Origin of the sequence: Starkeya sp. ORNL1 (genome assembly GCF_012971745.1) — a bacterium.
Lineage (GTDB): Bacteria > Pseudomonadota > Alphaproteobacteria > Rhizobiales > Xanthobacteraceae > Ancylobacter.
The window spans coordinates 1,936,877-1,951,896 of sequence record NZ_CP048834.1 but is presented as its reverse complement, the minus strand read 5'-3'; the positions used below and the strand labels follow the sequence as shown (position 1 = coordinate 1,951,896).

The following is a 15,020-nucleotide window of genomic DNA, read 5'->3' as shown; positions in this document are numbered from 1 at the left end:
TGGTGTCCGGGGCGTGCATGGGGTGGCTCTGCTTCAGCATCCTTCGAGGCCGGCCTTTGGCCGGCACCTCAGGATGACGTGGTTAGAACGCAACGTCATCCTGAGGTGCTCGCGAAGCGAGCCTCGAAGGATGTTTAAGCAGGGCAACCCCTTGTCCCACCCACCCATCATCGTCATCAAGTCAGTTTGGCTGAGGGATTTGAGCGTCTCGCAGGGTAGCGTTGGCGATGACGACGAGCTTTCGCGCGACAGCGGCGATGGCGAGGCGCTTTGGTTTTCCAGCGGCGGTGAGGCGCTGGTAGACGGCGCTCAAGGCTGGGTGGGCGCGTGCAGCGGAGAGCGCCGCCATGAAGAGCACGGGGCGCAGGGCTGCGCGGCCGCCGGTCATTCTTCGGTATTTTCGGGCGGATCCGGAATCTCTGGGATGGGGAGCGAGGCCGGCGAGGCTGGCGGCCTGTTTGGGGCCGAGCCGGCCGAGTTCGGGCAGCAGGGCGATGAGGGTGCGGGCGGCGACCGGGCCGATGCCCGGGATGGCGCGCAGGATCTGCTCGTGGCGCGCCAGGTCGGGGTCGGCGTCGAGTTGCTCGGCCATGAGGCGGTCGATCTCGGCGATCTGGCTGGTGAGGAAGTGGATCTGCCGATCCAGCAATTGATGGAGCGGCTCGGCGCCTGGAGCGCCGCGCCGGTTCTTGGCCTGGGTGCGCTGGGCCAGCAGATCCTGACGATGGCGCAGCCGTGCGGCGAAGGCTTCGCGTTCGCGGCTGGGCACTTGCCAGGGCGTCAGGGTGGCGGCGCGTTCGCGGCCGTACCGGCTCAACCAGGCGGCGTCGATCCGGTCGGTCTTGGCGCGTCCGCCATGGGAGGCGATGAAGGCCTTCGCCTGGGCGGCGTCCACGCGGGCGGCCGGCAAGCCCACCGCGGCCGCCGTCTCGAGCAGCGCGCGCTCGTAGCCGCCAGTGGTCTCGCAAATCAGCCAGTCATAGCCGGCGTAGGGCGCCAGCGCCGCGCCCAGGCTCTCGGGGGTGTTGGCCGCGCTCCAGCTGCGGCCGGTTTGGTCGTCATGGAAGACGATGCTGCCCTTGGCGACATCGGCGCCCAGGATGCGCAGGCCGGCATTGGCCGGCGGGATGGGTTGAGGCATGATCTCGCTCGGCTTCGGATTGTCTGCGGGCGCGCTCGCGCGGCCCAGTCAAGTCAACAAGCACACGAAGCCGGCCCGCCGCCGGACCTTGATGACGACGGGCGTATCGCCCGATCCCAGAACGGCCGCAGCGGCGGGCGCAGATCCGGGGCTGGCCGGCCCCGGATCTGCTTCCGGCCAACACCACAATGCATCATCTCCAACAGACAATCCCGGACGGCCGAAGGCCGATCCGGGATCGTAGGAAGGTGTTGCGCGGGACTTCGCGCGATCCCGGCTCTACGCCCTGCGGGCTTCGGCCGGGATGACGCCTGTTGGGACGCTCACAGCCCCGCGGTGGTGACGAACTTGGTGTTCACATAGGCTTCCATCGCCTCGGTGCCGCCTTCCGAGCCGTAGCCGGAATCCTTGATGCCGCCGAACGGCGTCTCGGGAAGAGCGAGGCCGTGATGGTTGATCGAGACCATGCCGCTCTCCACCCGGCGGCCGAACTCGGTCGCGTTGGCGGCCGAGCGCGTATAGGCATAGGCGGCGAGGCCGTACGGCAGGCGGTTGGCTTCGGCAATCACCGCGTCGCGGCTGGAGAAGGGCGAGATCGGCACCACCGGGCCGAACGGCTCCTCATTCATGATGCGCGCCGACAGCGGCACGCCGGTCAGCACGGTCGGCTGGAAGAAATAGCCCTTGTTGCCGATCCGCTCGCCGCCGGTGGTGAGCTTGGCGCCGTTCGCAAGCGCGTCGGCGGTCAGCGCTTCCATGGCCTCGACCCGGCGGTGATTGGCCAGCGGGCCCATGCGCACGCCATCCTCCAGGCCGTTGCCGACCTTGATCTGCTTCGTCGCCTCGGTGAAGCCGTCGACGAAACGGTCATAGAGCGTCTCGTGCACCAAGAGGCGGGTGGGGGAGACGCAGACCTGGCCGGCATTGCGGAACTTGGCGCCGGACAAGAGCTTCACCGCGAGATCGACATCGGCATCCTCGAACACCACCGCCGGGGCATGGCCGCCGAGCTCCATGGTGACGCGCTTCATGTGCGCGCCGGCCAGCGCCGCCAGCTTCTTGCCGACCACGGTCGAGCCGGTGAAGGAGATCTTGCGGATGATCGGGTGCGGGATGAGGTACTCGGAGATCTCGCCCGGCACGCCGAACACGAGGTTCAAGACGCCCGGCGGGAGCCCGGCCTCCTCATAGGCCTTCACCAGCGCGGCGCAGCTCGCCGGGGTCTCTTCCGGGCCCTTGAGGATGATCGAGCAGCCGGCGGCCAGCGCGGCCGAGACCTTGCGCACCGCCTGGTTGATCGGGAAATTCCAGGGCGTGAAGGCGGCGACCGGGCCGACCGGCTCGCGCACCACGAGCTGCTCGACATTGTCCGCGCGGGCGGGGATCAGCCGGCCATATTGCCGGCGGGCTTCCTCGGCGAACCAGTCGATGGTGTCGGCGGCGGCCTGGGTCTCCATCAGCGCTTCCGGCAGCGGCTTGCCCTGCTCCATGGTCATGATGCGGGCGACTTCATTGGCGCGTCCGCGCAGGATTTCGGCGGCCTTGCGCATCAGCTTGTAGCGCTCGTGGGCGGAGACCCGGCGCCACACCTGGAAGCCTTTTTCGGCAGCGGCCAGCGCGGCGTCGAGGTCCTCGCGGCTGGCATGGGCAACGGTGCCGATCTTCTCCTCGGTGGCCGGATTGAGGATCGGATCGCCCGCATGGGCACTGCCTCCGCGCCAGGTGCCGTCAATGTAAAGCTGGACGTCGGGGAAGCTGGCGGGGCTGCTCATGGGGCGGACCTTTGCAAGTGGATGGTGCGAACGAAGGTGTCGGCGCATACCTAATCGCCGCAGTGCGGAACGGGAAGGGGCCAGTTCGTTCCATGCCGCTGCGGAACCTGCGCGGTACAGGCCGGTTGAGCCCGGGGCGCCGCCGGTATCGCGCGATGGCAATGAGGACCGGAACATGTTTCTGAGCGACGCCGATATCGAAGCCGTGCTGCGCCTGCTGGCGGCGGCGGTGATCGGCATGGGCATCGGCATCAATCGCGACCTGCATGGCAAGCCGACCGGCATGCGCACGCTGGGGCTGGTGTGCATGGGCGCGACCCTGGTGTCGCTCACCGCGCTGCGCGTCGACGGCATCGCCCAGCATCCGGACGCCACCAGCCGCGTGGTGCAGGGCATTCTTCAGGGTGTACTGACCGGCATCGGCTTTGTCGGCGCCGGCGTGGTGCTGCGCGATCCCGCCGGGCGCAAGGTGCACGGCCTCACCACGGCGGCGACGGTGTGGGTGACGGCGGCGCTCGGCATCGCCTGCGCGCTCGCCGACTGGCATCTGATTTTCCTCGGCGCCTTCATGACGGTGCTGCTGCTCAGCCTGGTGAAGCCGCTGGAGCGGCTGGTGGAGAGCATTGCCGGCGAGCGGCGGGAGGAAGGGAACACCCGCGCGGGGGAAACGTTGCGGAAGAGGGAGAGCGCGCGCGAACCAGCGCCGGGAGGAGAGGACAATGCCGAGCGCTGACCGCCTGCGCCACGACATCGATTCCGGTCGCGGGGGCGACAAGGTTGCCTTCTCCGATCCCGCCGCCGCCCCGCTCGGCACCGACGACGAAGCCGCCGGCACGCCGCCCACGCGCGAGGAGCTGGAACTGGCAAGCCGCACCGAGCTCATTGGCGGCACGCTGGAGGCGCCGGTGGCCGACGAGCGGGGGCGGGATCATTCCGGCGAGCCGGATGCCGCGCGGCGCCGGCGGCACCGCGTGCAGGCGGTGTGGATGTTGGTGGCCGGCGGACTGATGCTGACCTTCGCGATGTGGATGGTGCACATGTGAGGGGACCACCACGACCGTCATCCCGGCCGAAGCGAAGCGCAGAGCCGGGATCGCGTGAAAGTCCCGCACTTCACCTTCTTGCGATCCCGGATCGGCCTGACGGCCGTCCGGGATGACGGCTGGTGGGGAGCGGCGAGGAGCGCGCCCCTCAATACCCGCCGCCGCGGCCGTCCATCAGGATGTCGCGCTTGCCGGCGTGGTTGGCGGGGCCGACGAGCCCCTCGTTTTCCATGCGCTCCATCAGCGAGGCGGCGCGGTTGTAGCCGATCTGCAGGCGGCGCTGGATGTAGGAGGTCGAGGCCTTGCGGTCGCGCATCACCACGGCGACCGCCTGGTCGTAGAGATCGCCGCCTTCCTCACCCATCGCGCTCTTGTCGAACACGGCACTGTCTTCGCCATCCTCGGCCGGCTTCTCTTCCTCGCCGGCGGTAACGGCGTCGACATAGTCCGGGCGCCCTTGAGCCTTCAGATGCTCGACCACGCGCTCGACCTCCTGGTCGGAGACGAACGGACCGTGGACGCGCGAAATGCGCCCGCCGCCGGCCATATGGAGCATGTCGCCCTGGCCGAGCAGCTGTTCCGCACCCTGCTCGCCGAGGATGGTGCGCGAGTCGATCTTGCTCGTGACCTGGAAGGAGATGCGGGTCGGGAAGTTCGCCTTGATGGTGCCGGTGATGACGTCGACCGAGGGGCGCTGCGTCGCCATGATCAAATGGATGCCGGCAGCGCGGGCCATCTGGGCGAGGCGCTGGATGGCGCCTTCAATGTCCTTGCCGGCGACCATCATCAGGTCGGCCATCTCGTCGACGATGACGACGATATAGGGCAGGGCCGAGAGGTCCATCACCTCCTCTTCCTCAGCCATGCGGCCGGTTTCCTTGTCGAAACCGGTCTGCACGACGCGGGTGATGGTCTCGCCGCGGGCGCGGGCCTCCGCGACGCGGGCATTGTAGCCGTCGATGTTGCGCACGCCGAGGCGCGACATCTTCTTGTAGCGCTCCTCCATCTCGCGCACCGCCCACTTCAGGGCGATCACCGCCTTCTTCGGATCGGTGACGACCGGGGTCAGAAGATGCGGGATGCCCTCATAGACCGAGAGTTCCAGCATCTTCGGGTCGATCATGATCAGCCGGCAGTCTTCCGGCCGGTGCCGGTAGAGCAGCGACAGGATCATCGTATTGATGGCGACCGACTTGCCGGAGCCGGTGGTGCCGGCCACCAGCAGATGCGGCATGCGGGCGAGATCGACGATCACCGGCTCGCCGCCGATGGTCTTGCCGAGCGCGATGCCGAGCTTGACCTTGGCGATCTCGAAATCATGGCTGGCGAGCAGTTCGCGCAGCCACACCATTTCGCGCTTCTGATTGGGCAGTTCGATGCCGATGACATTGCGCCCTTCCACCACCGCGACGCGGGCGGAGAGCGCGCTCATCGAGCGGGAAATGTCGGCGGAGAGGCCGATGACGCGGGAGGATTTGGTGCCGGGCGCCGGCTCCAGCTCATAGAGCGTGACCACCGGGCCGGGATTGGCGTCGATGATCTCGCCGCGCACGCCGAAATCGTGCAGCACCTGCTGGAGCTTCACCGAATTGCGGTCGAGCACGTCGGCGGAGAGCTCGTAATTTGGCTCGCTGCTGATCGGTTCGGCCAGCAGTTCGAGCGGCGGCAGTTCGTACTCGCCGGAATGGGCACGCACGATCGGCGCAGGAGCCGGCGGCGGTGGGGGCTCGGCGGCGCGGACCGGGGCGGGGGCGGGCGGCTCGCTTCGCACGGGTTCGGGTTGGCGCGCGGGTTCAGGTTGGCGCGCGGGCTCGGGCTGGCGCGCCGGCTCGGGCTGGCGTGCCAGCAACGGCTTGCGGGCCGGACGGGCGCTGGCGAGCGGAACCACGACCGCAGCCGGCTCGGCGACGACGGGGGCGACCGGAGCGGGTGCGGGCTGGACCGCGACGGGAGCCGGCGCGGGCGGCGTTACCGCCAGCGTCGCGGCGGCGTAGGCCGGCCAGGAAAACGAGGTTTCGAAGCTGGCGGTGAAGATGGGGGCCTCGGGCTCCGGCTCCGCTTCCAGTTCCGGCTCGGTGTCGAGATGGTCCTGCTCGACGGCCGGCGGCTGGTCCCAGTCGAGCCGCAGCATGCCCGCGATGCGGCGCACCGAGTGCGGCTGCGACGGCCCCATATCGGGCGCGGCGCCCTCGAAGCGACCGTCATCAGGCAGATCACCCTCATCCGCGGGCTCGTCCCGGGAATCCAGGTGCATGCTGGTCGGCTGGATCCCCGGATCACGTCCGGGGATGAGGGCCGAACTTGGGTTTTCGGTCTCGCTTTCCGCCACCCATTCCGGCGCGGTTTCCATCGCCACCGGGGGCTTCTCCTCGCGCGGGCGCAGGAGGTAATCCGGCGTGCGGGTGAAGCGGGTGCTGCGGTTGCTCGGCATGGTGAAGGGCTGCAGCCAGCTCGGCACCGGGTTCTGCAGCAGCGAGGGCTCGGGCAGCTCCGGCTGCTTGGCGCGCGGAGCTACCCGCGGCACCACGGTATTGCCCCGCGGCAGCCGCTTGTCGCTTGAATTCTCTGGGGTTTCGCCGCGCCGCGGGTCGGCGGCAGGAGCCGCTTCGCCGGGTGTGACGCTGCCGGTTCCGGGATAAGGACGCGCCGTGAATCGCATGAAGCAAGTACCCTTCGGGCGCGACTGGCGCCCCTACGCTGGAGTGCTCTAGTGGTAGCGACAACAGCGTTAACGAAGGGTGAGAATGCGGCCCGCGGAGCGTCCGATTCCGGGTCGATCAGATGCCGAGCGTGGCCCTGATGTCGGGCTGCAACAGGTCGGCGGTTTCCGGATGCTTCTGCATGTAGCGGGCGAACACGCCGCAGCGCGGAATCACCGAAAGCTTGCGCTGGCGGGCGCTGGCGAGACCGGCTTCGACCAGCTTGGTGGCGATGCCGCGCCCGCCCAGTTCATGCGGCACTTCGGTATGGGTGAAGATGATGCCGCCGGGGGTGAGCACATATTGGGCGACCGCGAGATGGCCTTCGACCTCGGTCTCGAAGCGATTCTCCGCCGGATTGTCGCGCACCAGGATCTCGCCGTTCATGCCCATGCTTTCCTCCTTGTGCTGCCCTGCGCAGCGTTGTGCAAAGAGATAAGCGTATAATGTCGACCCTGACAGTCCCAGCAGGTGATTTTGCGTTAGGCGCGATGATTGACCTCGGCGAGCGAGGCGCGCAGGAAGCGGCAATGTCTTTCCGGGAGTGTCCGATGTCCGATACCGAAGTCCTCAGCGATCGCGAGGCGGTGCTTGCCCTGATGGAGGCGCGGCGCTCGGTCGGCACCACTGCGCTCGCCGCGCCAGGCCCCTCACCGGAGGAACTGAGCCGCCTGCTGCGCCTCGCGCTGCGCGTGCCCGACCATGCCGGGCTGGAGCCGTGGCGGCTGATCCTGCTGGAGGGCGATGCGCGGCTTGAGGCCGGGGCGCGGCTCGGCGCGGTCTATGAGGAGGAGGGCCCGCAGCCCGACCCGGCGCAGCGGCTGAAATGGGCGGGCATCATCTCCCGGGTGTTCAACCACGCCCCGCTGGCGATCATCGTGGTCAGCCGGCCGGACCGCACCACCAAGATCCCGGTGTTCGAGCAGGAGCTCTCCGCCGGGGCGGTGTGCATGAACCTGCTGCATGCCGCGCACGCGCTCGGCTACGGCGCCACCTGGCTCACCGGCTGGGCGACGATGAACGAGCGGGCGCTGCGGGTGCTGGGGATCGAGGACGGCGAGCGCATTGCCGGCATCGTCCATGTCGGCACCGCGAAGGAAGTGCCCGGCGAGCGCAAGCGGCCGGATGTCGAGGCGCTGGTGACGCGCTGGGGGGAATGAGGGGGCGCTCTGCTTCGTCCTCTCCATTTGTCGTCATCCCGGACGGCCGTAAGGCCGATCCGGGATCGTAGGAAGGTGATGCACAACACCTTCACGCGATCCCGGCTCTCCGCTGCGCTACGGCCGGGATGACGGCATCGATGCCCCCAAAAGCGAACCGCCCCGTGCGGGGGCACGGGGCGGCGGTCGGGGGGCTTGTAGTAATCAGGTCACTTCACCTGCACCAGCGGCGCCGGCTGCCAGGTGCCCTTGCCGGGCGGCAGGATCGAGGGCGAATTCGCCTTGGGCCAGTACATGCGCATCATCGCGATGAACTCGCCCTTCGGCGCCGGCAGCCAGTTGGCCTGCTTCGCCTTGCCCGGGGACTCGTTCTGCAGATACAGCGTGAGCGAGCCGTCCGCGTTGAACTTCGGCTTGTCGCGCATGCTCACCGTGAACTTGTTCAGCGGGTTCGGGTAGAACCACCAGCCGCCATCGATGATGTACATGGTGATGGACCAGAAGCCGTCGACCGGCGGCGTCTCGCCCTTGGCGAAGGTCAGCGTGTACTTGTTGGTGCCCACCAGCTTCTGGCCGGCGCCGTCGGCCGCGGCATAGGGATAGACCGCGTCCTCAGGCAGGTTCGCCGGCCAGCCGAAGGCCGCCACCAGCGCGCGGCCGAGATAATCGGTGCCGTAAGTGCCCGCCGCACCCGGAATGCGCCAGCCATTCTGCAGCGTGCCGGAGGTGGACTGGGCAGCGAAGATCTTGGCCGAGGCTTCCTTGCCGACATCCTTGAGCGCCGCCTGGGCGTCCGGCGAGAGCTTGGTGATGTCGAACTTCTGGCCGGGCACGATGCCGATCTTTGCAAGGCGCGCGACGATCGGCGCGTCCTCGGCGGCCGGCGGGGCGATGTCGGAGCCCATCAGCCGCGTCATCATGTTGAAATAGGCCGAGGTGTCCATCGCATTGATGACGTCCTGCGGCTTGTCGGTCATGCTGAAGCCGGGATTGGGATCGACCGGCGGGACGACGTATTTGTAGTCCTTCTTGCCGTAGCCGCTGAGCGGCACCAGCTTGTACTGCGCCTGCAGCGCATTCACCGCCTTGTAATCCTTGGGGCTGCCGTCGGCATAGGTGCGGCCGAGGATGACCATGTAGCGGGTCGGCGACTTGATCTGCGTCATGCCGGTGGGCACGGTGCCGGACCAGCCGGGGCCGGTGATGAGATAGGTCGCCGCCTTGCCGCCAGCGGTGCGGGTGCCCGGCGATTCCACCACCGGCATCCACAGGCTGTACATCGGGAACAGGAAGAAGCGCTTGCCCATGTCGGGATGGGAGAACACGGTCGGCTCCTTGCCGACATCGATCCAGGCCAGCGAATAGAGCGTGTCGGCGTTCGGTGCCGAGACGCCGCGATAATTGCCGGGCGGATAGCGCTTCACATTGGTGAACTGGCCCATCGGCGAGCGCAACTCGTCGGCCTTGGCCACGTTCGACATCTGCACGCGGGTGACTTCGGTGGTGATCAGCGAATAGCCGTAGGTATAGGCGTCGATCGCGATCTCCTTGGCCTCCGCGGCCGGGATCGAGGACAGATCCTGCGCCGCCGCGGGCATGCCGCCGGCCAGGAGCAGCGACAGGGCCACGCCTGCCGCAAGGGAAATAGAATAGTGTCTCATGCGCCCTCACATGGATGCGAACAGCTCGCCTTGGGGGCGTAGGACGAAAGCACATTTACCGCTTGTCAGATGAGGACAAGGTTTCACCATTTTCTGACAATGGGAGGGAGAAGGGGAAGGAGGGTGCTCCGCAAAAAGCGACCTCATCCTGAGGTGCCCGGCAGCGCCGGGCCTCGAAAGATGCCCATCCCCGATGGCCGTCTTCTGCTTCATCATCCTTCGAGGCTCGCTGCGCTCGCGCCTCAGGATGAGGTTGCTTTGAAACTCACTCCTTGCCGGCGCCGTGCATTGCGCGCCATTCGCTGGGGGCGAGGCCGGCCCAGCCGCGGAAGGCCCTGGTGAAGGAGCTGGTCTCGGAATAGTGCAGCGCCAGGCTGACATCGGTGACCGACATGGCGGTGTTGGCGAGCAGATGCCGGGCGACGTCGAAATGCACCTCGTCCGATATCTTCTTGAAGCTGGTGCCCTCGGCATCGAGATGACGCGCCAGCGTGCGACGGTTCATCTGCAGTAATTCCGAGAGGTCGCCGAGCGAGGCGCCGCTGGTGAGCAGCGAGGTGCGCATGAGCCGGCGCACCTGCTCGGTGACATTGCCGGCCTCCTCGATCTCCAGGAGGTCGACCTGCTCCTGCAGCATCCGCCGCAGCATCGGGTCGGCGGTGTGGATCGGGGTGTCGAGCCATTCCTCGCGGAAGAACAGGGCACTGCGCTCGGCGCCGAATCGCACCGGCGCGCCATAGAAGCGCTCGTGGCGGGCGGGCGAGACCGGCCGCTTGCGCGACAGCGTGACCTCGAGCGGCGTCCAGTTCGGCCCGCAGAACGCCCGCATGATGTTGCGCCCGATCGCCAGCGCGCCGTCATAGACATGCTCGGCCGCCGGCATGTCCGGCTCGGAGATCTGGTAGCCGAGCGTGACCATGCCGCCGGCAATCGTCATGAACGGCACGGCGCCGCGATCATTGTGATGGAGATAACGCACCAGGTCGCCCAGCGCGGAGCGCACATCCGGGGCCTGCTGCAGCAGGAAGCCGACCAGGCCGAGATTGGAGGCGCCGGTCTTCTCGCAGATCAGGAGGCCGAAATCATCGCGCTTGATCGCCTCCACGCAGAGCGAAAGCAGCTGGCAGAAATCGCGGTAGGGCAGGGCATTGTCGGGGTCGGCGAACAGGTCGCCCGGCACGCCGACGCGCCGCAGCAGCGGCTCGATCGCGACATTGAAATCACGCAGCACGGCGGGAATGGCGATTCCGGGTCCGATACGGATATAGCCATAAGGTACCCGGCGGCCCAATCCCGCCCTGAATACCATCACCGGCGCGGCATCCACCACACCGTCATCCTGCATCGATATCGTCATGCCGCGCCCCCGAGGCTGGACGAGCCCCACCGCGAACTGCCGTGGAAGAGTTGCGGCGGAACGCGACGTGCCGGGACAGACGGTCAAAGGTGTGTCATTAAATGTCAAGCGCTCCATCTGAAATTGCGGCTTGGTGGGCGCGCAAAGTTCTGGAACGGCCCCTCTGAATGCGGATTCGGGGCCTCGAGAGCTTGGGGGCGGGAAGCGGATGAAATCTCTTGTTCTAGCCGGCAAAACAGTCTTCGCCGCCGGTTTTACCTCGCTGTTGATGGCGATTGTGCCCGTCAAAGCTGCGGACATGCCGGTGCCCGCCTATAAGGCCCCGCCCGTGGTGGTAGAACCGTCGTCGGGCTGGACCTATCAGGCCACCGCCTATGGCTGGGCGACGGCGATCAATGGCGAGACCGGCGTGCGCAACCTGCCGCCCGTCGATGTCGATGTCAGCGCCTGGGACGCGCTCAAGCATCTCGACGGCGCGCTGATGGGCTCGTTCATGGCCAAGAACGACAAATGGATGATCCTGACCGACCTGATCTATGCCAATCTCTCGGCCGGCGGCAGCTTCGGCCGCAATGACACGGGGGTCGATGTCAGCCTGACCCAGGTCATCGCCTCCGGCCTCGTCGGCTACCGGCTGCCGCTTGGCCTGCCGGAGAATGTCGAGCTCAGCGCCACGGTCGGCTTCCGCTACCAGCATCTGAAGGCCGACGTCGACATCAGCCCGACGCTGTTCCCGGTCGAGATCAGCCGCGAGGGCACCAAGCAGTGGATCGACCCGACGGTCGGGTTCAGCCTGCACTACGACATCAATGAGAAGTGGTTCCTCAACGTGATCGGTGACGTCGGCGGCTTCGGCGTGTCCTCGAAGTTGACCGCGCAGGGCTTCGCCGCGCTCGGCTACATGTGGACGCCCTCGATCTCGAGCGCGATCGGCTACCGCGCCATCTACACCGACTATGAGGATGACGGCTTTCTCTACAACGTCACCCAGCACGGCGTGTTCACCAGTATCGCCTACCATTTCTGAGACCTGGAGCCCTTATCGTTCGGATGAAAGCATCCGAACGAAAGATGAGTGCTCCAGATTCAATAGATTGGAGCAATTCCTCTTCGATCAGATGATTCCATCTGATCGGGAAATGCTCTGGACCCCGGCCTGCCGGGCGCCCTATCCACTCGGATGGCATCATCCGAGCGACAAGATAGTGCTCTAGATTCAATACGCTGGAGCATGTTGTCATCGCAAAGGTCTTCCAGCTTTTGCGGAACATGCTCGAGCGCCGGCCCGACAGCATCATCTGGAATTATTTGGAGCAGACCATGAGAATGGCCGTTGCGACAGCAGCCGCTTGCCTGACGCTGACCACGCTTGCCCCGGCCGGGGCCAGGGCCGAGCCCGGCCTGCTCGACCGCTACGACATCGCCAAGGAGGCCTATGTCTATGCCTTCCCGATGATCGCGGCCTACAAGGCGATCTACCAGTTCAATGTCGACAAGAAGAACTCACAATATAAGGGCCCGTTCAACACCATCGTCAGCGACGCCCAGGTGTTCACGCCCAAGGACACGGCCATCGTCACGCCGAACAGCGACACGCCCTATTCGGTGCTGACGGCGGATCTGCGGGCCGAGCCGGTGGTGCTGTGCGTTCCGGCGGTGGAGAAGAGCCGTTATTACTCGGTCCAGCTGGTCGATCTCTATACGTTCAATTACGGCTATATCGGCTCCCGCGCCACCGGCAGCGATGCCGGCTGCTACATGATCGCCGGCCCGGGCTGGAAGGGCGAGACCCCCGCGGGCATCGCCAAGGTGTTCAACAGCGAGACCGATTTCAGCGTCGTCATCTATCGCACCCAATTGTTGAATCCGGGCGATATCGACAACGTCAAGAAGATCCAGGCGCAATACACGATCCAGACGCTGCACGAATTCGCCAAGACCCCGGCGCCGAAGCCGGCGCCGGCGATCAAGTGGCCGGCCTTCAGCGCCAGCGCGTTCAAGGAAGACGCGTTCTCCTATCTCAACTTCCTGTGGACCCTGACCCCGCCGGTGTCGCAGGAGACCGCGCTGCGCGCCCGCTTCGGCGAGATCGGGATCAAGGCCGGCGCTCCCTACAAGCTCCCCGGGCTGTCAGACGGCAAGATCGTGACGCTGCTCGGCATCAAGAAGGGCTATGAGGAGATCGATGCCCGCCGCGACACCATCGGCAAGTCGGAGAATGGCTGGCAGGTCGGCAGCGCCTTCGGCAACCGCGCCTTCTATGATGGCGACTACACGCTGCGCGCGGCCGCCGCGCTCGCCGGCATCTTCGGCAACGACGCCGTCGAGGCGCTGTATCCGATGGCGAAGACGGACAACAAGGACGAAAAGCTCGACGGCTCCAAGCACAACTACACTATCACCTTCCCGGCCGACGCCTATCCCCCGGTGAACGCCTTCTGGTCGGTGACGATGTATGACGGCAAGACCCAGCTGCTGATCGAGAACCCGATCAACCGCTACCTGATCAACTCGCCGATGCTGTCGGACATGAAGAAGAACCCGGACGGCTCGCTGACCATCTATGTGCAGCATGACGATCCGGGTGCCGACAAGCAGTCCAACTGGCTGCCGGCGCCGGACGGCCCGATCTACATGGTGATGCGTCTCTACTGGCCGAAGCCGGAAGCCCTCGACGGCACCTGGAAGCCTGCCTCCATCGTCCAGGCGAACTGATACGCCGACCGACCGACGCCTAACGTTGCCCGGCACCACCCGACGCCGTCCCCCCGGACGGCGATCGGAGGGGTGCAACCGGACGGACCTTCTGGAAACTCTCGGAGAACAAGCAATGTCGCTACATCTTCTCAAGCCGGCGCTTGTTGCCGGCGCCGCGCTGCTCGGCCTCGCGCTGATCGGCACCCCCGCTTCCGCCCAGCAGGCGGCCGACGCCATCAGCGCGCCGGCGCTCAAGTCCATCGGCACGCCGAGTGCCGGTGCGCCCGCCAAGGCCAAGATGGAGCCGGCGCTGATCGTGCTCAACTCGAAGGGCGCCACCCTGAAGGACGGCAAGCTGGTGCTCACCGGCGTCGCCTCCAATTCGATCATCTTCGCCGATCGCCCGGTGCGTGCCGCCGGCCATGCCCTCACCGCCCATCTGCTCGAGGAATGGTCGGCGCAGGACAGCTTCGGCAAGGATCCGCCGAACGCCACCGTCTCGGTGTTCAACAAGGCCGGCGACAGCGTGCAGGATGCCGTGGTGACGCTGAAGTCGCCCAAGCTCGAGGGTGACACCCTGACCTTCGACGTCGCGGTACTGGAAGGCGCGCTCACTGGCGGCGACGGCCCGGCCTCGGTGTTCATCGACATCATCGGCATGCCGTTCACGCCGATGTCCTATGCCGGCGTCGCCCGCCGCACCGCCTATCGCGGCGCGTGGTACGGTGCGGCGGCCGGGGCGGCGGTTGCCACCGGCGTGGCGGTCGGCGCCGCGGCAGCGGCCGCGCCCTACTACCATCCCTATCCCTACTACCACCCGGCCTGCGGCTATTATCCCTATCCGCCCTGCTATTGAGGCGGCTTCCCTCTTGGGGTGAAGTAGACCATTCCCATCGTCATGGCCGGCCTTGTGCCGGCCATCTCGGCCTCTGATGCGCTGTCGGGAATCGAGATCCCCGGGACAAGCCCGGGGATGACGGCGATTTTTTGAACTACGGACTGCGCTCCGAGGCGGAGCGCGGTCCTCGGCCACCAGGGACACACGATGATCGCTTCTACGCCCACCGTCGAACAGCTCTCGCAGGTGATGATCCATGCCACGGCGCCGGCCTTCATCCTCGGGGCGCTGGCCAGCTTCATCTCGCTGATCATCGGGCGCATGAACGGTATCATCGAGCGCTCGCGCATGATCGGAGCCATCCCCGACACCGACACGCACCGCCGCCATCTGAAGGCGGACCTGCCGCGGCTCAGGCGGCGCAGCCACCTGCTGCATTGGGCGATTCACTTCGCGGTGGGGAGCGCCATCGTCACCACGCTCCTCATCTGCCTGGCATTCGCCACCGCCTTCTTCGGCTGGCGGCACGAGGTCGGGGGGGCGCTGCTGTTCGTCGTCGCGCTGGTGCTGTTCGGCACCTCGCTGGTCTATCTCGCCCGCGAGGTCTCGATCGGCCTGACCGAGTTCGACCATATCGGGTGACTGGGATCTA

13 protein-coding genes are annotated in these 15,020 nt (G+C 66.7%); 7 read left to right on the top strand and 6 right to left on the bottom strand.

The features are described from left to right. Positions 1-181: 181 nt before the first annotated feature. Positions 182-1,141, bottom strand: coding sequence for a transposase (locus G3545_RS09470; RefSeq protein ID WP_170010893.1), 960 nt, complete (start codon positions 1,139-1,141; stop codon positions 182-184). Positions 1,142-1,464: 323 nt separating this feature from the next. After that, positions 1,465-2,913 carry an NAD-dependent succinate-semialdehyde dehydrogenase gene (locus tag G3545_RS09465; protein ID WP_170011934.1) on the bottom strand — a complete coding sequence of 483 codons (1,449 nt, stop codon included), beginning with the start codon at positions 2,911-2,913 and terminating at the stop codon, positions 1,465-1,467. A gap of 175 nt (positions 2,914-3,088) precedes the next feature. Here G3545_RS09465 and G3545_RS09460 point away from each other — a divergent pair, with 175 nt between their 5' ends. Continuing rightward, positions 3,089-3,646, top strand: coding sequence for an MgtC/SapB family protein (locus G3545_RS09460; RefSeq protein ID WP_170011932.1), 558 nt, complete (start codon positions 3,089-3,091; stop codon positions 3,644-3,646). Further along, positions 3,633-3,956 carry a hypothetical protein gene (locus tag G3545_RS09455; RefSeq protein ID WP_170008852.1) on the top strand — a complete coding sequence of 108 codons (324 nt, stop codon included), beginning with the start codon at positions 3,633-3,635 and terminating at the stop codon, positions 3,954-3,956. The genes G3545_RS09460 and G3545_RS09455 overlap by 14 nt, the downstream gene beginning before the upstream one ends. A 148-nt stretch (positions 3,957-4,104) precedes the next feature. Here G3545_RS09455 and G3545_RS09450 read toward each other — a convergent pair whose 3' ends face one another. Continuing rightward, a complete protein-coding gene (locus tag G3545_RS09450) occupies positions 4,105-6,615 on the bottom strand; it encodes a DNA translocase FtsK (protein ID WP_246702752.1) in 2,511 nt (836 codons plus the stop codon). Positions 6,616-6,733: 118 nt separating this feature from the next. Beyond that, positions 6,734-7,042 carry a GNAT family N-acetyltransferase gene (locus G3545_RS09445; protein WP_246702751.1) on the bottom strand — a complete coding sequence of 103 codons (309 nt, stop codon included), beginning with the start codon at positions 7,040-7,042 and terminating at the stop codon, positions 6,734-6,736. 164 nt (positions 7,043-7,206) lie between these two features. On the opposite strand from G3545_RS09445, the gene G3545_RS09440 reads away from it, so the two are divergent. Beyond that, positions 7,207-7,815: a nitroreductase gene (locus tag G3545_RS09440; protein WP_170011928.1), complete on the top strand. Its 609-nt coding sequence runs from the start codon at positions 7,207-7,209 to the stop codon at positions 7,813-7,815. A gap of 209 nt (positions 7,816-8,024) precedes the next feature. Here G3545_RS09440 and G3545_RS09435 read toward each other — a convergent pair whose 3' ends face one another. Together G3545_RS09435 and G3545_RS09430 are read right to left on the bottom strand one after the other, a co-directional pair. After that, positions 8,025-9,476, bottom strand: a complete 1,452-nt coding sequence (locus tag G3545_RS09435) for a DUF1254 domain-containing protein (protein ID WP_170011926.1) — start codon at positions 9,474-9,476, stop codon at positions 8,025-8,027. Between the two features lie 265 nt (positions 9,477-9,741). Beyond that, the gene (locus tag G3545_RS09430; RefSeq protein WP_170011924.1) at positions 9,742-10,833 is read right to left on the bottom strand and encodes an AraC family transcriptional regulator; all 1,092 of its coding nucleotides are present in this window, start codon (positions 10,831-10,833) and stop codon (positions 9,742-9,744) included. 304 nt (positions 10,834-11,137) lie between these two features. Here G3545_RS09430 and G3545_RS09425 point away from each other — a divergent pair, with 304 nt between their 5' ends. The 4 genes from G3545_RS09425 to G3545_RS09410 all read left to right on the top strand — a co-directional run bounded on the left by G3545_RS09425 (position 11,138) and on the right by G3545_RS09410 (position 15,010). Then, a complete protein-coding gene (locus G3545_RS09425) occupies positions 11,138-11,860 on the top strand; it encodes a hypothetical protein (RefSeq protein WP_246702750.1) in 723 nt (240 codons plus the stop codon). Between the two features lie 293 nt (positions 11,861-12,153). Then, positions 12,154-13,548 carry a DUF1254 domain-containing protein gene (locus G3545_RS09420; protein ID WP_170011922.1) on the top strand — a complete coding sequence of 465 codons (1,395 nt, stop codon included), beginning with the start codon at positions 12,154-12,156 and terminating at the stop codon, positions 13,546-13,548. Between the two features lie 115 nt (positions 13,549-13,663). Next, positions 13,664-14,386, top strand: a complete 723-nt coding sequence (locus G3545_RS09415) for a hypothetical protein (RefSeq protein ID WP_170011920.1) — start codon at positions 13,664-13,666, stop codon at positions 14,384-14,386. 189 nt (positions 14,387-14,575) lie between these two features. Then, the gene (locus tag G3545_RS09410) at positions 14,576-15,010 is read left to right on the top strand and encodes a DUF2721 domain-containing protein (protein WP_170011918.1); all 435 of its coding nucleotides are present in this window, start codon (positions 14,576-14,578) and stop codon (positions 15,008-15,010) included. Positions 15,011-15,020 lie beyond the last annotated feature (10 nt).